An 18,216-nucleotide genomic window follows, 5' to 3' on the forward strand; every position below is an offset into this window, starting at 1 on the left:
TAATTATTTAGGACCAATGCATCCCCCTTCCCTCGACGAAATAGAAAGAAATTCAGCCTCAACGCTGCTGCAATCGCTAAGCTGCCTGCTGCAAGAGGAGGATGCTCAGCGAGTGGATCTGGCCCACGTGCTGCACAAAGACATGGCCGGCGGCTTGGTCGCCTGCGCCTCACTGGGTGAAATGGTCCGCCATGAACTCGCCAACGGCGGAGATCCCGCCATCGTCACCAAGCTGCTCGGCAGCCTGGATTCCACCCTGCGGCAGACACTCCAGCTGGTGCGCGACCTCACCGAAAAGCAGTTCCCGCCAGTCTTGAAAGCCTTCGGACTTCACGTCGCCCTGCAGCAGCTCGTGCGCAACATCGGTGAAACGTTTGCCGGCTCTATCGTCCTCCACATCAGCGGTGACGAGCCCGCATTCGATCTCGCCAGCCGCCTCAATCTCTTTCGCATCATGCAGTCGCTGCTGAAGCACTGCGTCCGCTTTGCAGACACCTCATGGGTTGAGGTCAGCTGCCGGGCCTCCGCCGAAAAGCTCGAAATCACCATCGACCACGATGGCGGAGACAGCGTCTGGACAGAAAACGTGGACGGCTCAGAAATGGCCCTCGTCGAAGCCAGATGCCTCCTGCTCGGCTCCCGCATGCAGCTCATCGGTTCCGGCCCGGGCGGCAGTTCACGCATTTCTATCACGGCGCTCCCAACCCCTCTGCAGTCTGCTGCATAAACCTCCACGACTTTGAATACTCATATGCAATCCCCACCTCCATTCCGCATTTTGATTGTCGATGATCACGCTCTCGTGCGCGAGGCCTTCACCAGCATGCTGAAAAGTGAATTCCCCCAGGCCACCGTGGTTTCCACAGGCACCTGTGCGGAGGCCATGGTTGAAGCACGCATCCACAATTATGAAATCGCCCTGGTGGACATCGAGCTGGGCGACCGCTCGGGCATGGAGCTCACCACGGAGCTGCGCACCCTGCCCACCCCGCCCAAAATCATCGCCGTTTCGATGCACCAGGAGGAAACCTTCGTCTCCCGCACCATGCAGCTCGGCGCACGCTCCTATGTGACCAAGGACGCACCTCCACATGAGCTCTTTGATGCCATCCGCTGCACCCTGGATGGGCGCAGCTACATTTCCCGCGAACTGGCGCAGAAATTTGCAGACCGCTCCATCCGCAAAGGCTCCGCCGGCCAGGTGCACGAAAAGCTTTCCAACCGCGAGCTCGAAGTCCTCATGCAGCTCGCACGGGGCAAAAGCCTCAAGCAGGTCGCGCTGGATCTGTCTCTCAGCCCGCGCACCGTCGCTGTGCACAAGCACAACCTGTGTCGCAAGACCGGGCTCAAGGGAACTGTCGAAATTCTCCGCTACTGCCAGTCCAACGGCCTGGCATAACTCCGCCCCGCTCCACCATGAAAACACGCTACGCTTATGTCATTTTCGCCCTGGGCCTGGCCACAGCGGCAGCGCAGGCATCCGAAACATTCTCTGTGATACCTGACTCCGCCCAGGCGCTCAGCATCGTGGGCGGCAGATATGCCAATCTGAGCGATGCCTCAGCCGTGCGTGTCGCTCCGGCCAACATCCTGAAAATGGAGAAAAGCGAGCTGCTGATCAACACGGCCATGTGGCATTCAGACATCCGCTTTGAGCAGAACGGTGGCCAGAACGTACGGATCAACCGGCCCTGGGTCTTCCCCGCCAGCATGTACTTTGTGCAGCCCTTGCTGCCCGGCAGGCTGTCCTTTGGCCTCGGTGTCAGCACCCCGTACGGCCTTGCCGCCTACTACCCCAAGGGCATGGGCGGCGGCCTGCGCTATGCGCTGCCCTACGAGGCCAACCTGATGACGGTGGACATCACCCCGGCTCTCGCAGTGAAGATCACAGACGATCTCAGCTTTGCCATCGGCCTCGACATCTTGTACGCCGACCTGACGATGAAGCAGTTCTACGCCTGGAACAATATCATTCCGGGCGCGGCCGAAGGAGACATCAAAATCCATGGCCAGGGCTGGGGCTTGGGCGCTTATGCAGGCATCAACTGGACCTTTGCCAAAAGACATCGCCTTGCAATCATTGGGCGGCTGCCGGTGAAGGTCAATCTCAGTGGCGATTTCAAAGCCTCCAACATGCCGCCGGCGCTGATTGGCACCTTCAGCGAGTCCAGCAGCTTTAAATCCGACATGACCTTTCCTGCCTCCATCTCCGTCGGCTATGGTTTTGACGTGACAGACCGCTTCACCGTGGGCTTTGACTTCAAATGGGCGCAGAATTCCTCCCACGATGTCCTACCCCTCTTGATCGGCAACAACCAAGCTTTGCTCGGCGGCTCGACCAGCACCGTCTTTGGGTGGAGAAACTCGCTCGATTTCGGCACCGGGATGTCCTACCAGCTGAATGAACACTGGGCGCTGCGCGGCGGTTATCTCTATTCGGAAAATTCCCAGCCGGCGAACAGCTACACCCCCCTGGTTCCCGGCAATGACAGGCATGTCTTCAGCCTGGGCGTGGGCTGGCGGGGCAAAACTCGCGGCGTGGACCTCACGTATTCCTGCGTCTACTACCCCGCCCGTGTCATCAGCGGGGCGGCGTCAAACCCTCCCAACCAGTATGATGGCACCTACAAGCATCAGTGGCAGGTGCTGGCGCTGAGCTTCACGCAGAGGTTTTAACTCAAAAATGACACCGTGCTTTTTCCCCTCGCATGTCTCCAGCGCCTTCGTGGCACCATGCCAGACCGTGAGGAGGTCTTTTTCAACAAGGCTTGTGTTGTCATCAAGCTGCAACCCGCTTTAGCAGAGGATTCGTAACATGGAGAACACCGACAACGCACTGCCCAACCTCGCTTCCTCTGGGGAGCGGCTAAGTTTTATCATCTGCCGCAACAGCCAAGGGGCTGAAGTGCGCGGTACGCTGCACCGGCTCACGCGCTACCTGGGTGTATTTGAGGTTTACAATCCCTACAGCATTGTACAGCTCTCTGAAGTCCTGAATGACTTCAGGATCATGATGAACGACCGCGTCGTTTACACCGGCAGGGCCACCATCGCCAATTTGGTGAACACCGGCATCATGCTCATCTGCGAGGCCTCCCTCTCGGATGACGGCTGGATCGACATCGACATCCTCTCCCCCGCTCAGAACAAAGGCCGCCTGCTGACAGAGTTTGCCGAGTTCCTCCGCGAGACGGAAAAGAGCTACCGCGTCGTGCCCGAGTTCAAGATCGTGGTGGCGGACATGCACACCATGCTTTCCGACCTCCGTCGCTGGATGGAGCAGGTGGAGCTCGGTGTGCGCTCCCTCCCCACAGGAGACCGAATCCAGGCGGAGCGCGAAGTCCTCCTGCAGATGGAGGAGCCCATCGTCCCCACGGTTTATCCGCTGATGAAACGCTTTGAGGAGTCCGCCGCTGTCATCCCCATGGATCAGCAGCCGGTGCACCGCAGCTACATCAAGCGCCAGCTGCACCCGCTGGTGCTCTGCGCGCCGTTTGTTTACCGCACCTATCACAAGCCTCTGGGTTATGCAGGGGACTACGAGATGGTCAGCATGATGCTGCGCGACCCCTATGAAGGCAGCTCCATTTTTGCCAAGCTGCTCAACAAGCTCTACCTGGACATCCCGCCGGTGATCGCCCACCGCAACCGCATTGTCTACCTCGTACAGCAGCTGAAGGCAGAGACAGAGCGCATGGCCGCCCAGGGCAAAGTGGCCCGCATCTACAACCTGGGCTGCGGCCCGGCCCAGGAAATTCAGAACTTCCTCACTCACGAGCCCATCTCCGACTCGGCCGACCTCCTGCTGCTGGACTTCAACGATGAAACCATCATGCACACGACGCGCTCTCTGGAAGAGTTGCGCAACAGGCACCGCCGCCGCACAGGCCTGCGCTTTGAGAAAAAATCCGTGCATCAGGTGCTGAAGGAGTCCGGACGGGCGGCCGCACAGGCCGGCACCTACGACATGGTCTATTGCGCCGGCTTGTTCGACTACCTTTCAGACCGCATCTGCCGGCGCCTTCTGGAGATCTTCTACGACCTGCTCGCCCCTGGCGGCCTGCTCATCGCCACCAACGTGCATCCCAGCAACCCCTGGCGGAACTGGATGGAATACCTGGCGGAGTGGCACCTCGTTTACCGCGACGAGGAGCAGTTCCTCAAGCTCGCACCCGATCGCGCCCCACCTGGCTCCTTCCTCGTCAAGCCAGACCCCACCGGCGTGAACATCTTCCTCGAAGTGCGCAAACCTCTCGATGCCTGATGCCTCTCCAGTTTTAGCTGGTGGCCTGAAGGGAAACTTCCAGGCTTACGAGCAGGACATCCGAGTCCGCAACTATCAGCTCTGCGGCATTCTCGCCGTCGTGTTCATGCTCGCGGGCAGTACGCTGGACTGGGTGGTGTTTCAGGAAGAAGGCGTTAAGCGCTTTTTCCCGGCCCGTGTCCTTTCCGCCATTGTCAGCATTCTGGTATGGCTCGCTCTCAACACGGCCTGGGGCAAGCGTCTGCACCGCCTCCTCGGACTGCTCATGGCCATGCCCCTCATTGTCGGGATCGCATGGATGATTTATGCCAAAGGAGGCGCTGAGTCGCCCTACTATGCCGGGTTGAACCTCGTGATGCTCGGCGCTGCAATCCTCATGCGCTGGACTTTGGAGGACAGCATCCTGGTCGTTGTGCTGACCATGGCCTCCTACCTCCTGGCCTGCTACTACCATGGCCCGATCGCCAACCGCAGCATCTTCTTCAACAACTTGTACTTCCTGTTTGTCACGGGCGTGTTCACCACCGCAGGCACCTGGTTCTACAACACCATCCGCTTCTCCGAGTTCAAGCTGCGTCATGACCTCGACCTCAACCGTGCCGAGCTGGAGGCCAGCAACCAGAAGCTGCGGGAGCTCGACGAAGCCAAAAGCCGCTTCTTCGCCAACATCAGCCATGAGCTCCGCACCCCGCTGACCCTGCTCATCGCACCGCTGGAAAGCCTGATCCAGCGCGTCACCTCCACCCGCTCGCCGGAAGAGCGCGAGCTCATGGACACCATGCACGGCAACGCGATGCGCCTGCTCAAGCTCATCAATGATCTGCTCGATCTCGTCCGCCTCGAGTCCGGCCGCGCCCAGATTCGCGCCCGCCGTGTTGACATGGGAGATTTCATCAATGGCATGGCCACCGCAGTCGGCGCCGTGGCCAAGGACAAGCGCATCCACCTTCAGACTCATGTGGACGAAGGCATCGGCACCGTGATGGCTGACCCGGAAAAGCTCGAACGCATCTGCTTCAACCTGCTGTTCAACGCCCTCAAATTCACCGCCGCCAACGGCACCGTCAATTTCAGCGCGCTCAAGGATGACACGTGGCTGGTCGTGGAAGTGCGTGACTCCGGCATGGGCATCCCGCCGGACCAGCTCCCTCATATCTTCAACCGCTTCTGGCAGGCAGACACCTCCTCCCAGCGCAAATTCCAGGGCATGGGCATCGGCCTTGCCCTGGTCAAGGAACTCGCCGAGGCACAGGGTGGCAGCGTGTCCGCCGCCAGCGTGGTGGGCAAAGGCACCACCATGACCATCAGGCTCCCTCTGCTTCAGGGAGACTCGGCCCCCGCTGAAGACTCTGCTGACGAACCGGCCGAAGAGATCGAAGCCGAGTCCACCCAGAACAAGGACTGGATCGCTGACCTTTACCGCCGCGCCGAACTCTTCCCTGCAATGACCTCGCTGCAGGCCACCCTGCGCCCCGTGGAAACAGGGGTCGGACGCAGCCGCAAGCCCAAGCTGCTCATTGCCGACGACGAACCCGACATGCTGCGCTTCCTCAAAAGCCAGCTCAGCGACACGTTTGAAGTTCTCGAGGCTGTTGACGGCCAGCAGGCTGTGGAAAAGGCCGCCCAGTTCCTTCCCGACATCATTCTCTCCGACATGATGATGCCGGAAAAAGACGGCCTCCAGGTATGCCGTGAGCTTCGCGAACGAAGCATCACACGCTCCATCCCCGTAGTTCTGCTCACTGCGCGTGCGGATGAGAAAACCAAGCTTGAATGCCTTGCCGCCGGCGCCAACGACTTCCTGCCAAAGCCCTTCTCGCTTACGGAGATCATGGTGCGCCTCAAAAATCTCGTGGACTCGCGCCTCTTTCAGAAAGAGCTCGTCGCGCAGAAGCAGCAGCTCGAAAATGCCCTGGAGCAGATCAAGGAGACCGAGTCCCTGCTAGTGCAGAACGAAAAGCTCGCCTCGCTCGGACGCCTGAGCGCTGGTTTGATCCACGAGATCAACAACCCCCTCAACTACGCCCGCCAGGGCCTTGGCATCATCAGCCGCTCCGCCAAATTCTTGCCCGAGGAAGAACGCGCCGACTTCGCCGACACCGTCAAGGATGTGGAAGAAGGGGTCAACCGCGTCATCCAGATCATCTCCGACCTGCGTGGCTTCACCCGCACCACCAACCAGCTCAATCACGCCTTTGACTTGAAAACCGTGGTCGCCACCGGCCTGCGCTTTTTCTCCCACGTCTGGAAGGACGGCATGCAGCGTGAGGTGGACATCCCGGACGACCTCGAAATCCGGGGAGACAGCAACCAGTTCGTCCAGGTGCTCATCAACTTCATCCAGAACGCTCTGGATGCCATGTCCACCAAGCAGTACCCAGAAGGAGAGTCCGCCTGCATCAAGCTGTCCGCCTTTGCACGCGGGGACAGGATCCTCTTCTCCATCAAGGACAACGGGCCGGGCATCCCTCAGGAGATCCGGGACAAGATTTTTGACCCGTTCTTCACCACCAAGGACGTGGGCCAGGGCATGGGGCTCGGACTTTCCATTTGCAACCGTATCATCGCCGACCATGGCGGGCGCATTGAAGTGCGCAGCCAGCCCGGCCAGTTTACTGAGTTCATCCTGGAAATGCCCTCTACCAACAGCCCTAACAACAACCACGCCGATACTTAGAAGGACCTCACCATATGCAAAACCAATACGACCTCAAACGCTATGCCGTTCTCTATGTTGATGATGAAGAGAAGGCGTTGAAGTATTTCGAAAAGACCTTCGGGGACGAATTCCGCATCCTCACCGCCAACAACGCCGCTGACGGCCTCAAGCTCATCGAGCAGCACGGTGAAGACATTGGCGTGCTGCTCTCCGACCAGCGCATGCCCGGGGAAAAAGGCGTTCAGCTCCTCGAGCGCGCACGCCAGCTCCGCCCCCGCCTTGTGCGCATGATGGTCACCGCCTATGCCGACTACGATGTCACCGTCGATGCGGTCAACCTCGGCAGCATCTTCCGCTACATCTCCAAGCCCATCCAGATGGACGATGTGCGCAACACCCTGCACCGCGCCATGGAGTTCTACATCCTCCAGCAGGAGCGCGACGGCCTGCTGCAGGAAAAACTCTCCGTGCTGCAGAACCTCCTCATCACTGACCGGGTGATGAGCCTGGGCGTCGTCGCCGCCGGGCTCACCCAGCACCTGAACCAGCCACTGCGTGCCGTGCATGCCTTCTTGGACATGACCGGAAGGCTGGGCCAGCAGAACTTCGACCTGGACCGCCTGCGGCAGGCCACCTTCTGGCGTGACTTCCACGCCCATGTGGTGCGCCAGGCCTCACGCATCGCGGACCTGCTGGGAGAGCTCCAGTCTGCCGCCGGCGCAGAGCACAAAATGGATGCCGCCAATGTCATCCAGTCCTTGCTGGATCAGCAGCGCTCAGCCTTCACCGCCAAGGGCATCGAGCTGAAATTTGAGGCTGACGGCGCTCTTCCCGCAGTCCAGGCCAGCCGCCCTGCCTTTGAAAAAATGCTGCACCTGCTGCTGCAGACGGAGCTCTCCCTGCTTGCCTCCGGCACGCACGTCACACTCGCCGCCAAGGCTGCGACCGGCGCCGCAGATGCCGGCGGTCTGCACCTGACACTGACTGACACCGGACCCGGCCTGGCAGGCGACGTGCTTCGCTCCGTGTTTGATCCCTTCTTCACCCACGCAGACGCCAGCACAGAAGGCCCCGGACTCACCCTCATGGGAGCCTTCTTCCTGGCTTATCACCTGGGTGGCCGCATCACCTCGCAGCGCAGCGCCAAGGGCCTCGTGCTCGACATCGTGGTGCCCGCTGCGACACCCGCCCCGCTCGCCCCGGCGGAGGGCAGCCGCGAATTCATCACCAACGTTTTGATGAACGACATCCTCTGGGAGCGCCTGCTCCCCAACGGCTGATCGTTCCTCTGAACAGCCCGTCCTTTGGAAGGTGCGCCTGCTGCCGTCGTTTTATGACGGCCATGCGCACCTTCTTTTTTGCCTCCTCTCCAGCACGGGCATCGCCACTCCGAACGTCAACCGCCACGCCGACTTAAAAGCCAAACTCAAAGCCTGGGAGGCAGAGATGGATGCCTCCGAGCTCCAAATCTGGGTGAGATGAGACCTTTGCGAATCCTCATTTGCTCCCCTCCTCTTTCCATCTACCTCTCTCCACCACCATGAAACGTACCACGCTTCACATTCTCGCTCTGCCCCTGCTCACCACCGCCGTATTTGCAGACGGCGCGTTCTACGGCGATCCGCCTGACGCCACCCACCCTTGGGCCATCCATGACATGAACCGGCCTCAGCCCACTCGCGTGGAGCCGGGCACTTTCAGCACCCAGGACAAGCCGGGCACCCCGCCCTCGGATGCCATCATCCTCTTCGGCGGGAAGCCCGAGGAAATCGAAAAATGGCAGGCTGACAAGACTCCGGCTGAACCCACCAAATGGGAAGTCAAAGACGGCGTGCTGCAATGCGTGCCGGGCAGTGGCTATGTGCGCACCAAGCAGGAATTCTCCGACTGCCAGCTCCACATTGAGTGGAGCGCCCCCTCCAAGGTCGAAGGCAACAGCCAGGGCCGGGGCAACAGCGGCGTCTTCCTCATGGGCCAGGTGGAGGTCCAGGTTCTGGATAATTACAACAACCCCAGCTACCCCGATGGCATGGCGTCATCCATCTACGGCATCAATCCGCCCATGGTGAATCCGCTGCGCGCTCCCGGGGAATGGCAGACCTACGACATCGTCTTCCGCCGCCCCATTTTCAAAGACGGCAAGGAGGTTGATCCCGGCTACATCACCGTCTTCGTGAACGGTGTGCTCACGCAGGACCACACCCCCCTCGAAGGCGGCGGCGGCCACATGAAGCGCTCCTCCCCGAAAGCCTTCCCGGACAAGGGCCCCCTCAAGCTGCAGGACCACGGCAACCCCGTGCGCTACCGCAACATCTGGTACCGCCCGCTGCCCAAGCGCGCCATCGACGGCGGTGAAGCCAGCCACATGAGCGAAGCTGCCACAACTGCCAAGCGCGAGGAAATCGCCAAAGGCATCCGCGAATCTGCGGCCAAGCTCGATGGCATCGAAAAGATGCTGCACTTCTTTGAGTCCCTCTGCTATGCGGACAATGCCGAGGCGCGTGAATTTGCCACCGCAGCCGTGCGCGATTTCGCCAGCGCCATGAAAGAGGTGCCCCCCGGCAAGATCGAATCCAAGAAGAACGAAATCCTTCAGGTGACCAAGGCGCTGCGTTACCTGACCAAGTTCAAAATCCTGCCGGAAGACATCGACGCAAAGAAGGACCTGGAAGCCATCATCAAGGTGGAAGACTGGGAGCCCAAGCCGCAGCCCAAAGGAAAGAAAAAGTAGTCTTCAGTGAATTACAAAAAAGGCCCGGCTCCGAAAGAGCCGGGCCTTTTTTCGTTCAGACGCCGCTGGGATCAGACCGCGTCTGCTGCCAGGGCGGCGTTGCCGATGATGCCGGCCTCGTTGCTAAACCGTGCGGGCAGGATCTGCAGGCGCTCCCAGACCACGGTGCTGAGCATGCTCTGCACCTTGTTCTTGAGCGGGTTAAAAATCAGGTCTCCGGCCTGGGCCACGCCGCCGCCGATCACGAAAGCGTCCGGATTGAGCAGCCAGGCGATGCTGGAAATGGCGGTGCCAAGCCAGTCGGCCACCTCGGCCCAAATCTGACGCGCGATGTCATCTCCGGCCTGCGCGGCGTCTGCGATCTTCTTCGGCGTGCAGTCAGCGATGTCTTTCTCGATGCCCGCCTCGGAGTAGCGCAGCACGGCATGCTCGGCGATCTGCTGGTTGCCGGTGTACTTTTCCAGCGCGCCCAGGTTGCCGTAGTGGCCGGCCTTGCCGTTGTAGTCGATGCTCATCTGACCGATCTCTCCGGCCACGAAGCCGCTGCCGCGGAACATCTTGCCGTCCAGCACCAGCCCGCCGCCGATGCCGGTGCCAAGGGTCATGCCAATGACGTTTTTCAGGCCGCGCGCCGCACCATGGCGAAACTCCGCATAGGTCATGGCATTGGCGTCATTTTCCACCAGCACAGGCAGGCCGGTCTTTTCACCGAGGATGGCCTTGAGCGGCACATGCTTCCAGCCGGGGACGTTCGTCAGCTCATGCACAAAGCCATGATCGAAATCCACGAGGCCGGGAACACCCACGCCGATGGCGCAGATGGCGGGATAGGTCTTTTGGAGTTTCGCCACACGTGCCGCCATTTCTCCTATGAGCGCAGCAGGCCCGTGGAACTGTGCGGTGGGGATGGGCTCGTCGGTGATGAGAAGTTCATCGCCACGGCACACACCGAGTTTCACGGAAGTGCCGCCAAAGTCGATGCCGATGGAAGTTTTGTCAGTTTCAGCCATAAAGCCCCGCCTTCAGAGCGGGGCGCGGAGATTGCCCACCAAACGCAGTCCGTGCAAGGTCAAATCCGGGTCGGTAGCGATGTCTTCGCCCATGCCGGAAATGATCCATTCGGCATCGCCACCCGTGGCGACGATGCGGATGTCTGAGCCGCCGAGCTCCTTTTTGAGAGCCTCCAAGATGCCTTTCACCATGCCGCGGTAGCCAATGGCAGCACCGGCGAGGATAGCCCCCTCCGTGGACTGGCCGATGGCGGTGGTGGGCTCGCGCAGATCCACGCTGGGAAGAAGGGCGGTGCGCTCGTGCAGGTAGTCCGTCATCAGCCGCAACCCCGGCGCGATCACGCCGCCGATGTAAAACTTGTCGGCCGAGAGAATGTCAAAGGTCACGGCGGTACCGAAGTCGATGACGATGCCGGGGGCACCGTGCATGTGGGCAAGGGCAACGGCGTTGGCAAGGCGGTCAGCACCGATGCTCTCAGGCTTGGGGTAGCGGATGCCAATGCCGAGAGGAGCGTCATGGCGCAGCTCGATGAGGGTGCTGCCAAAGACTTCGCGGAAGGCGGGGACGACTTTAGGCACGACGCTGCAGATGACGGCGTTTTCAAACTGCCAGCCTTTGACCACCTCACGCACGGCGGCGGGCGAAAGCTCGCGCGTGGGGTGTTCGCGGCGTTCCAGAATTTCCTGATCTGTGGCGAGGCCAAATTTGGTGCGCCCGTTGCCGACGTCGATGAGCAGCTGCATCCGGCTCATGATTTGGGCGTTTCCGCAGCGGCGTCTTTTTTGGGCTCTTCCTTTTTCTCCTTGTCCCTTTCCTTGGGAGCCTCGCCAAAGGTGTTCAGGTTGAACATGTTTTCAGGCGCGGTCTTGGGTTCCGGAGGCTTGGGGCGAAGGGGATCTCCCTCCACGACGAGGGCCTTGGGCGGATCCTTCACGTATTTCACGCACTGATAAAGGAGATTGTAATTGTGGCGCAGCGCGGCCGGGTAGGCGATGCGGCCGGGCTCTGTGACGTTTTCACGCAGCAGCTTGCTGGCAAGGCTGCCAAAGACATCCCCGCCGATCTTGGCGGCCTGGGCCACGGTGCCGCCGACCACCTGCCCTGCGGCTCCGGCCACCTGTTTGCCGCCACTGCGAAACATGTCGCTGCTGATGCGTCGTGACTGAATGGAGATGGCGGCCTGGGAGGACAGCAGGGTGCCGTCTGGCGCGAAGCTCATCTCCAGGCTGGCGTGATCGTCAGACGAAAACATGCCGCGCAGATGGTCCACACGCACAGAGATGAAGACGCCGCCATCCGGCGCAGTGGTGACTTCCGGCTTGTAGGTGCGGTAGTCGACCTCGGAAAATTTGTACTCGGCTGCCTTGTGCTTCTCTTTGTTCCAGCCCCCGAGACTCTCGCCAAATTTTTCAACATCCACCTCCACGCCGGCGCGGGCGGCGCTGGCAATGAGAAGCAGCAGGGCAAGGGGGCGGAGATTCATGACTCCGCACAGTGCTGCAAGAAACGTTTTTTTCAACTTCGGGGTGGGGCGGGCTGACGTGGCCGCCTGACTAACACGATGGCCACGAGAACTTGCAGGACCGTGGCACAGCCAATGATGAGAGTGCAGCGGTTTCTTTCCTCAGCGCGCGCGTCCATGTCCTTTAGCAGACGCCCGGTCAGCCTTTCCAACTCCTGGAAGTAACGGGGGTCACGCCTGTCGTGTTCGGCCATGAACTTAAAAGGAGCTCTTGTCTCATGGATGGAGCCCAAGGTCGTGCGCCATAGAAGCCCCACACTCCCGACGGTGGTGAGACACAGGAGAGCGGAGATGATGATAAGAAAGCGATTCATGGCACACCCGAGCCGCTACCGGTCGTGTGTTCAAACCCAGGATGCAAGACGAGAGCGGACCGTCACGTCAGCCGGCCGGTGATGTAAGCCTCGGTCTGGGCATCACGGGGATGATTGAAGATGTTCATCGTCTCGTCTTCCTCGATAAGGCGGCCTTTGTAGAAGAAGGCGGTGCGGTCGGCGATGCGCTTGGCCTGCTCCATGTTGTGCGTGACGATGATGAAGGTGTACTGGCCGCGGAGCTGGTGGATGAGCTCCTCGATACGCGCGGTGGCGATGGGGTCCAGAGCGGCGCAGGGCTCGTCCATAAGGAGGATGCGCGGCTGCAGGGCGATGGCGCGGGCGATGCACAGACGCTGCTGCTGCCCCCCGGAGAGTCCGGTGGCCACTTCGTGGAGCCGGTCTTTCACTTCGTCCCAGAGAGCGGCGGAGCGCAGGCTGCGCTCTGCGGCTTCTTCGAGATCGTGGCGGTCTTTGACGCCGGCGACACGGAGGCCGTAAACCGCATTTTCAAAGATGGAGCGCGGGAAGGGATTGTACTTTTGGAAGACCATGCCCACGTTGCGGCGCAGGCTGATGACATCGACCTCAGGCGCGTAGAGATCCACGCCGTCGATCTTGATTTTGCCGCTGACGACGCGGGCGGATTCCACCAGGTCGTTGATGCGGTTGATGGAGCGCAGCAGGGTGCTTTTGCCACAGCCGGAGGGGCCGATGAGGGCGGTCACGTCCTCGCTGCGCATGTTCAGATCGACATCAAAGAGCACCTGGTTGTCACCATAGGCATAGTTGAACTTCTCCACCTGAATGAGCGGCTCTGCGGCGGTGGGAGCTGGGGTTTCGGCGGCCATTTTTAACTGAAAGTGCCGCGCAAATAAGACTCGGTGAGCTTTTCGCGCGGATTGGTGAAGAGCTCCTCCGTGGGCGCAAACTCAACCAGCTTGCCGAGGTGGAGGAAGGCCGTGTAGTCGGAGACGCGCACGGCCTGCTGCATGTTGTGGGTGACGATGACCACGGTGAACTCCTTCGCGAGCTGGTGCATGAGCTCCTCGATCTTGAGGGTCGAGATGGGATCAAGCGCGGAACAGGGCTCGTCCATCAGCAGCACATCGGGCACCGTGGCAATGGCACGGGCGATGCAGAGGCGCTGCTGCTGGCCGCCTGAGAGCGCCAGGGCATTCGCATGCAGGCGGTCTTTGAGTTCCTCCCAGAGAGCGGCGTGGGTCAGCGAACGTTCGACGGCTTCATCGAGCACGCTTTTGTTTTTCTCGCCGTGGATGCGGAGACCATAGGCGACGTTTTCGTAGATGCTCTTGGGGAAGGGATTCGATTTCTGGAACACCATGCCGACCTGCTTGCGGAGCTGGGTGAGATCGACGTCCGCGTCGTGAATGTTTTTGCCTTTGACGAGCACCTCCCCCTTGGTCACGCGCGCACCTGTGACGCGGTCGTTCATGCGGTTGATGCAGCGCAGCAGGGTGCTCTTGCCGCAGCCGGAGGGGCCGATGAGCGCGGTGACGCGGTGGTACTCGACCTTCAGATTGATGTCATGCAGCGCCTTGCTGGCACCGTAGGAAAAATCCATGTCCCGCACCTGGACGACAGGCGGCGGTGCGGACTGGGCGGTGGGATCGGCGGACATGAAAGGAGAAAGCAGTTACCAGCGATACTTGGCGCGCAGGCGTTTGCGCAGCATCACGGAGCTGGCGGCCAGTGAGGCAACCAGGACAAGGAACACGAAAACGGACCCATACTGCGCACGCTCCGCATACTCGTTCTGCGGGATCTTCGCGGCCAGGGTGTAGATGTGATAAGGCAGCGCCTGCACCGACTCAGTGAAGATGCCTAGGAAGCGCTCCACGCTCTGTTCCCAGTGCGCAAAGATGGAGGCGTCTGCAGGGAGCGGCGGCAGGTCTTTCTGCCAGGGCAGCTTGTCTTTGAACGCCAGCGCGGCGGTAAACATGATGGGGGCCGTTTCACCGGCCGCACGGGCGATGCCGAGGATGCTGGAGGTCAGAATGCCGGGTGTGGCAAAAGGCAGCACGCTGTAGCGGATGGTCTGCCAGCGCGTGGCCCCGAGCGCCATGCTGGTTTCACGGAAACCCTGCGGCACCGCCTGCAGGCACTGCTCGCTGGCGGTGATGATGACGGGCAGAATGACAAAGGCGAGCGTGAAGCCACCGGAGAGCACGCAGGTGTCCCAGCCTTCAAAGCTCAGGGTGGTGAAGCCCAGCGGGATGGAAAACACGGAGCGCTCTGCGGGCACATCGACAAAGGTCGGCGCGGTCAGGACGAAGGCCCCCAGACCAAACAGGCCGAAGACCACGGAAGGCACGCCAGCCAGGTTCAGGATGGCAAGCCGCACCGTTTCGAGAAACTTGCCGTGCCGGGCATACTCGCTCAGGTAGATGGCGCAGGCGACGCCAAGAAACAGCGCCACCCCCACGCTGACGATCACCAGCAGGGCGGTGCCAACGATGGGCCCCAGAATTCCCCCGCCGGAGTACGAGATGGTTTTCTCTGCGCGGAAGTTGTCGCCCAGCTTCTTTTTGACCGCGTCAGATCCGTTCACATCTGTTTCAATGTGGTTGCCCTGCCGGTCTTCGATGACGTGCAGCGTGGCGGGCAGTTCGGTGAGAAACTTCGTGTTCACGAACGGCCATTTCGACTGGAAGGCCACAGGCGCCCCTTTGATGAAGATGTGCAGCATGATCGCCAGCGTGATGAGGACGACGACGTAGCTGCCGATGCGCAGGCCCCAGCGCGCAGCGGTCTCACGCTGCTGGATGCCGGAGCTGTCTCCGGCAAAAGGGTTTTCGTTGGTGGGGGCAGGGTTCATGCCTTGTGGGGTTCGAAGCGGCGTGCCACGGCGCGCGCGCACCAGTTGACGAGCAGCGAGATGGCAAAAAGCACAATCCCGACCATGAAGAGCGCCTGCCAGTGCGAGCTGCCACGGGAGACTTCTCCCAGCTCTTGGGCGATGATGCCGGTCAGGGTGTGTGCCGGATGGAAAATGACGCCGGGTCCGGCGCTGAAATCAGGAATGGCGATGCGATTTCCCGCGACGAGCAGGACGACCATGGTCTCACCGACAACGCGGCCGAGACCGAGCAGGATGGCGGAGAGGATGCCGGAGATGCCAGCGGGCACAATGACGCGGAAGACGGTCTGGAGCTTGGTGGCGCCGAGGGCGTCGGAGGCGTCGATGTAAGCACGCGGCACGTTGTTCAGCGCATCTTCGGAAAGGCTGAACATGGTGGGCACCGCCATGAAGGCGAGCAGGCAGCCGGCATTGAACATGTTGAGGCGTTCCTGGATGGGAAAGCCGGGCACCCATTGCAGCCAGCCCCATTCACTGACGTCCTTGATGAGATTGCCGACAAGAGAGATGCCGATGAAACCCAGCACGACGGAGGGGATGGCCTGGATGAACTCGATGATGGGCTTGATGATTTCCTTCTCCCGGTCGCTGGCAAACTGATTCGTGTAGATGGCGGCCACCACACTGACGGGCGTCGCGATGAGAATGGCAATCGCAGCAATGACCAGAGATCCCGTGAGCAGAGGGACAAATCCAAAGAAGTCCTGCCAGGAGCTGTTCGTGATCCACTGGGTGCCAAAGAAGAAAGCGCCGATAACGCTGAAAATCGAGACCGGTTTGTCCCAGTGCCACCCCTCCAGCCTTGCTGCCGCAGACCTCATCTCACGGGCATGTGCCGGAATCTTTTCCCGCACCTCATTCACCAGCTTCAGAGCGGCCTTGGTCCCGGCTTCTTGAGGCAGCGCAGTGGCCGCTTTTTCAATGACCACGGCGTATTTTTCCACCTGCTCGCGCAGTTCAGCCGTGCGTGCGGTGATCTCCTTGATGCTGTCCCCCAAATTGACGGCTTCGGACACGGACTCCTCTGCCTCCTTGGTCAGGCTGGCTTTTTCTTTCGGGTCGGTTTCTTTGGCGGCGGCCTCCAGGAGGCGCAAGCGGTTGGTCTCGAGCACCTCAAACTCCACGGCCTTTTCCTTCGTTTCCAACGCTTTGGCCTTGAGTTCGTCCACCACCTCCTGCAGCGGCTCCGTGGCTTCTTCAAACTCCTCCTGGGCGGTCACCAGCGCAGCAAACTTGGCGCGCGCCTCACGGTCTTTGGCCGCAAACTCCGCCACGAGTGCCTGCAGCAGCGGCGGCAGGTCTGGGACCTCCGGCGTGAGTGCAGCAAACTCCTGCTGCAACTGCTCGCGTTCCGCCGTGCTGAACAGCGCGGGGTAATCCAGCTCTTTTGCAGCGCTGGCGGAAGCCGCCTGCAGCTCACGGCGCAAAATTTCGACCTGCTCTGTTGCAGGGGGTGTCTTTTCAAGCGCTTGCGTGAGCGATTCACGAGGCCGGGCCGTTTTGTCCTCCAGCTGCCGCTTGAGCAAAAACGCCGCGTCGCGCCGGTCGCGCGCCGTTTTGCTGATGGTTTCCAAGGAAGCGCCCACCGCCTGCCGGAGACTGCTGGAGAGAGCCTGGTTCCGCTGCAGCGGCTGGTCAATGATGTCACAGAACTCCAGCCCCGCACGGCGGTAGGTCTGCAGCTCGCGCTGATAGGTGGGCAGAAAATCGATGCCCTCACGCAGCAGAAACACCATGATGAGCACGAGGACGATGATGGCCACGCTGGCGTTGCTGCCGAAGAAGTATTTGATCACCTTCTGCGGATCGAGCCCGAGAATGGTGCGTTTGCGACTCCTGAGCAGGACACTGCGCAGCGGAGGTCTGCTGGGCGTCGAAAGGCTGTTCATGGGGTGGGAGTCTTGTGGGCGCCGGAGCAAAAAAATCCGGCGGTCGAGAGCATGTCTCTTCCGCCGGACTGCTGAACCGGTCAATCAACAGTTACTTTGCAATGCTCAAAGGAACGAAGCCCGCTTTGCTCACGATGGCGTCCCCGGCCGGGCTGAGGCAAAAGTCGATGAAGGCCTTGGTGGTGCCGGTGGGCTCGCCACTGGTGTAGAGGAAGGTAGGGCGGGACAGCGGGTAGGATTTCACTGCCGCAGGGCTGGGGAAAGCCCCCGCGATGGAGACGACCTTGATGCCTTTCGCACCAGAGTAGGCGTAACCAACGTAGCCGATGCCGTTCGGGTTGGAGCCCACTTCTGCGGCGATCTGCTCGTTGCCAGCCATCTTCTGGCTGTTTTTGCCGTATTCGCGGCCTTTCATGGCCAGGCCGATGAAGTCCTTGTAGGTGCCTGAGGAGGTGTTGCGGGTGTAGACGGAGATAGGGCCGGGAGTGCCGCCGACTTCGCTCCAGTCCTTGATGTCTCCGGCAAAGATCTGCAGAAGCTGCTTTTTGGAGAGGTCGGCGACGGGGTTGTTCTTGTTCACGACGACGGAGATCATGTCCCAGGCCACTTCATATTCCGTGAGAGAGACGCCCTTGCTGCGGCAGAGGGTGCGCTCGTCCGCCTTCACCTTGCGGCTGGACATGCCGATTTCAGCGGTGCCGGAGGCAAGGTTGGTGAATGCGGTGGAGGAGCCTTCCGCGGCAATGTCAAAGCTGACTTTGCCCCCTTGCTTTTTGAAGGACTCGGCAAGTTGTGGCACGAGCTTGGCGCCGAGCGTGTCGGATCCACGGATGCGCAGGGTGGTCTGAGCCTGAAGCGAAAGCGCGGCGGCCAGAGTGGTGACAAGGGTAAGGAAGACGATCTTCATGTGGAGGTTGTAGGATAGGAGGGCTTTGTGCTGGTCCC

At 60.8% G+C, this 18,216-nt stretch carries 15 protein-coding genes; 7 read left to right on the forward strand and 8 right to left on the reverse strand.

Annotated elements, in window-relative coordinates; all coding sequences use genetic code 11:
* Positions 1–16 precede the first annotated feature (16 nt).
* The 7 genes from ACFQDI_RS10560 (at position 17) to ACFQDI_RS10590 (ending at position 9,654) form a co-directional block, all read left to right on the forward strand.
* Positions 17–727: a hypothetical protein gene (locus ACFQDI_RS10560; protein ID WP_377166243.1), complete on the forward strand. Its 711-nt coding sequence runs from the start codon at positions 17–19 to the stop codon at positions 725–727.
* Positions 728–751: 24 nt separating this feature from the next.
* A complete protein-coding gene (locus ACFQDI_RS10565) occupies positions 752–1,399 on the forward strand; it encodes a response regulator (RefSeq protein ID WP_377166245.1) in 648 nt (215 codons plus the stop codon).
* Between the two features lie 17 nt (positions 1,400–1,416).
* Entirely contained in the window at positions 1,417–2,676 is a 1,260-nt protein-coding gene (locus ACFQDI_RS10570; protein ID WP_377166247.1) for an OmpP1/FadL family transporter, read from the forward strand.
* A 139-nt stretch (positions 2,677–2,815) separates the two neighbouring features.
* Positions 2,816–4,264, forward strand: coding sequence for a class I SAM-dependent methyltransferase (locus ACFQDI_RS10575; RefSeq protein ID WP_377166249.1), 1,449 nt, complete (start codon positions 2,816–2,818; stop codon positions 4,262–4,264).
* A complete protein-coding gene (locus tag ACFQDI_RS10580; protein ID WP_377166251.1) occupies positions 4,257–6,941 on the forward strand; it encodes an ATP-binding protein in 2,685 nt (894 codons plus the stop codon). Before ACFQDI_RS10575 ends, ACFQDI_RS10580 begins: the two co-directional genes overlap by 8 nt.
* Positions 6,942–6,955: 14 nt before the next feature.
* A complete protein-coding gene (locus ACFQDI_RS10585; protein WP_377166253.1) occupies positions 6,956–8,203 on the forward strand; it encodes a response regulator in 1,248 nt (415 codons plus the stop codon).
* A 260-nt stretch (positions 8,204–8,463) separates the two neighbouring features.
* On the forward strand, positions 8,464–9,654 hold the full coding sequence (locus tag ACFQDI_RS10590; RefSeq protein ID WP_377166255.1) for a 3-keto-disaccharide hydrolase: 1,191 nt from the start codon (positions 8,464–8,466) through the stop codon (positions 9,652–9,654).
* A gap of 71 nt (positions 9,655–9,725) precedes the next feature.
* Here ACFQDI_RS10590 and ACFQDI_RS10595 read toward each other — a convergent pair whose 3' ends face one another.
* From ACFQDI_RS10595 to ACFQDI_RS10630, 8 genes are all read right to left on the reverse strand, one after another.
* Entirely contained in the window at positions 9,726–10,664 is a 939-nt protein-coding gene (locus tag ACFQDI_RS10595) for an ROK family protein (protein WP_377166257.1), read from the reverse strand.
* A 12-nt stretch (positions 10,665–10,676) separates the two neighbouring features.
* Complete coding sequence (locus ACFQDI_RS10600) at positions 10,677–11,417, reverse strand: type III pantothenate kinase (RefSeq protein WP_377166259.1); 741 nt, start codon at positions 11,415–11,417, stop codon at positions 10,677–10,679.
* On the reverse strand, positions 11,414–12,148 hold the full coding sequence (locus tag ACFQDI_RS10605) for a hypothetical protein (protein ID WP_377166261.1): 735 nt from the start codon (positions 12,146–12,148) through the stop codon (positions 11,414–11,416). Before ACFQDI_RS10605 ends, ACFQDI_RS10600 begins: the two co-directional genes overlap by 4 nt.
* 415 nt (positions 12,149–12,563) lie before the next feature.
* Entirely contained in the window at positions 12,564–13,352 is a 789-nt protein-coding gene (pstB, locus tag ACFQDI_RS10610) for a phosphate ABC transporter ATP-binding protein PstB (RefSeq protein ID WP_377166263.1), read from the reverse strand.
* Between the two features lie 2 nt (positions 13,353–13,354).
* Entirely contained in the window at positions 13,355–14,143 is a 789-nt protein-coding gene (pstB, locus tag ACFQDI_RS10615) for a phosphate ABC transporter ATP-binding protein PstB (protein ID WP_377166265.1), read from the reverse strand.
* Between the two features lie 15 nt (positions 14,144–14,158).
* Positions 14,159–15,340: a phosphate ABC transporter permease PstA gene (pstA, locus tag ACFQDI_RS10620; protein WP_377166267.1), complete on the reverse strand. Its 1,182-nt coding sequence runs from the start codon at positions 15,338–15,340 to the stop codon at positions 14,159–14,161.
* Positions 15,337–17,271, reverse strand: coding sequence for a phosphate ABC transporter permease subunit PstC (pstC, locus tag ACFQDI_RS10625; protein ID WP_377166269.1), 1,935 nt, complete (start codon positions 17,269–17,271; stop codon positions 15,337–15,339). Before pstC ends, pstA begins: the two co-directional genes overlap by 4 nt.
* A gap of 91 nt (positions 17,272–17,362) precedes the next feature.
* Positions 17,363–18,178 (reverse strand): PstS family phosphate ABC transporter substrate-binding protein, encoded by an 816-nt coding sequence (locus ACFQDI_RS10630; protein WP_377166271.1) that lies wholly within the window; start codon positions 18,176–18,178, stop codon positions 17,363–17,365.
* Between the last annotated feature and the right edge of the window lie 38 nt (positions 18,179–18,216).

Origin of the sequence: Prosthecobacter fluviatilis (genome assembly GCF_042655725.1) — a bacterium.
In the GTDB taxonomy this organism is placed as follows: Bacteria; Verrucomicrobiota; Verrucomicrobiia; order Verrucomicrobiales; family Verrucomicrobiaceae; genus Prosthecobacter; species Prosthecobacter fluviatilis.

Bases quoted from the DNA above. Each gene is read 5' to 3' on its own strand.
- ACFQDI_RS10605 (WP_377166261.1), bottom strand. From the start codon at position 12,148: ATGAATCTCCGCCCCCTTGCCCTGCTGCTTCTCATTGCCAGCGCCGCC.
- pstA (WP_377166267.1), bottom strand. From the start codon at position 15,340: ATGAACCCTGCCCCCACCAACGAAAACCCTTTTGCCGGAGACAGCTCC.
- ACFQDI_RS10595 (WP_377166257.1), bottom strand. From the start codon at position 10,664: ATGGCTGAAACTGACAAAACTTCCATCGGCATCGACTTTGGCGGCACT.
- ACFQDI_RS10565 (WP_377166245.1), top strand. From the start codon at position 752: ATGCAATCCCCACCTCCATTCCGCATTTTGATTGTCGATGATCACGCT.
- ACFQDI_RS10560 (WP_377166243.1), top strand. From the start codon at position 17: ATGCATCCCCCTTCCCTCGACGAAATAGAAAGAAATTCAGCCTCAACG.
- ACFQDI_RS10630 (WP_377166271.1), bottom strand. From the start codon at position 18,178: ATGAAGATCGTCTTCCTTACCCTTGTCACCACTCTGGCCGCCGCGCTT.
- ACFQDI_RS10575 (WP_377166249.1), top strand. From the start codon at position 2,816: ATGGAGAACACCGACAACGCACTGCCCAACCTCGCTTCCTCTGGGGAG.
- ACFQDI_RS10590 (WP_377166255.1), top strand. From the start codon at position 8,464: ATGAAACGTACCACGCTTCACATTCTCGCTCTGCCCCTGCTCACCACC.
- ACFQDI_RS10585 (WP_377166253.1), top strand. From the start codon at position 6,956: ATGCAAAACCAATACGACCTCAAACGCTATGCCGTTCTCTATGTTGAT.
- ACFQDI_RS10580 (WP_377166251.1), top strand. From the start codon at position 4,257: ATGCCTGATGCCTCTCCAGTTTTAGCTGGTGGCCTGAAGGGAAACTTC.
- pstB (WP_377166263.1), bottom strand. From the start codon at position 13,352: ATGGCCGCCGAAACCCCAGCTCCCACCGCCGCAGAGCCGCTCATTCAG.
- ACFQDI_RS10600 (WP_377166259.1), bottom strand. From the start codon at position 11,417: ATGAGCCGGATGCAGCTGCTCATCGACGTCGGCAACGGGCGCACCAAA.
- pstB (WP_377166265.1), bottom strand. From the start codon at position 14,143: ATGTCCGCCGATCCCACCGCCCAGTCCGCACCGCCGCCTGTCGTCCAG.
- pstC (WP_377166269.1), bottom strand. From the start codon at position 17,271: ATGAACAGCCTTTCGACGCCCAGCAGACCTCCGCTGCGCAGTGTCCTG.
- ACFQDI_RS10570 (WP_377166247.1), top strand. From the start codon at position 1,417: ATGAAAACACGCTACGCTTATGTCATTTTCGCCCTGGGCCTGGCCACA.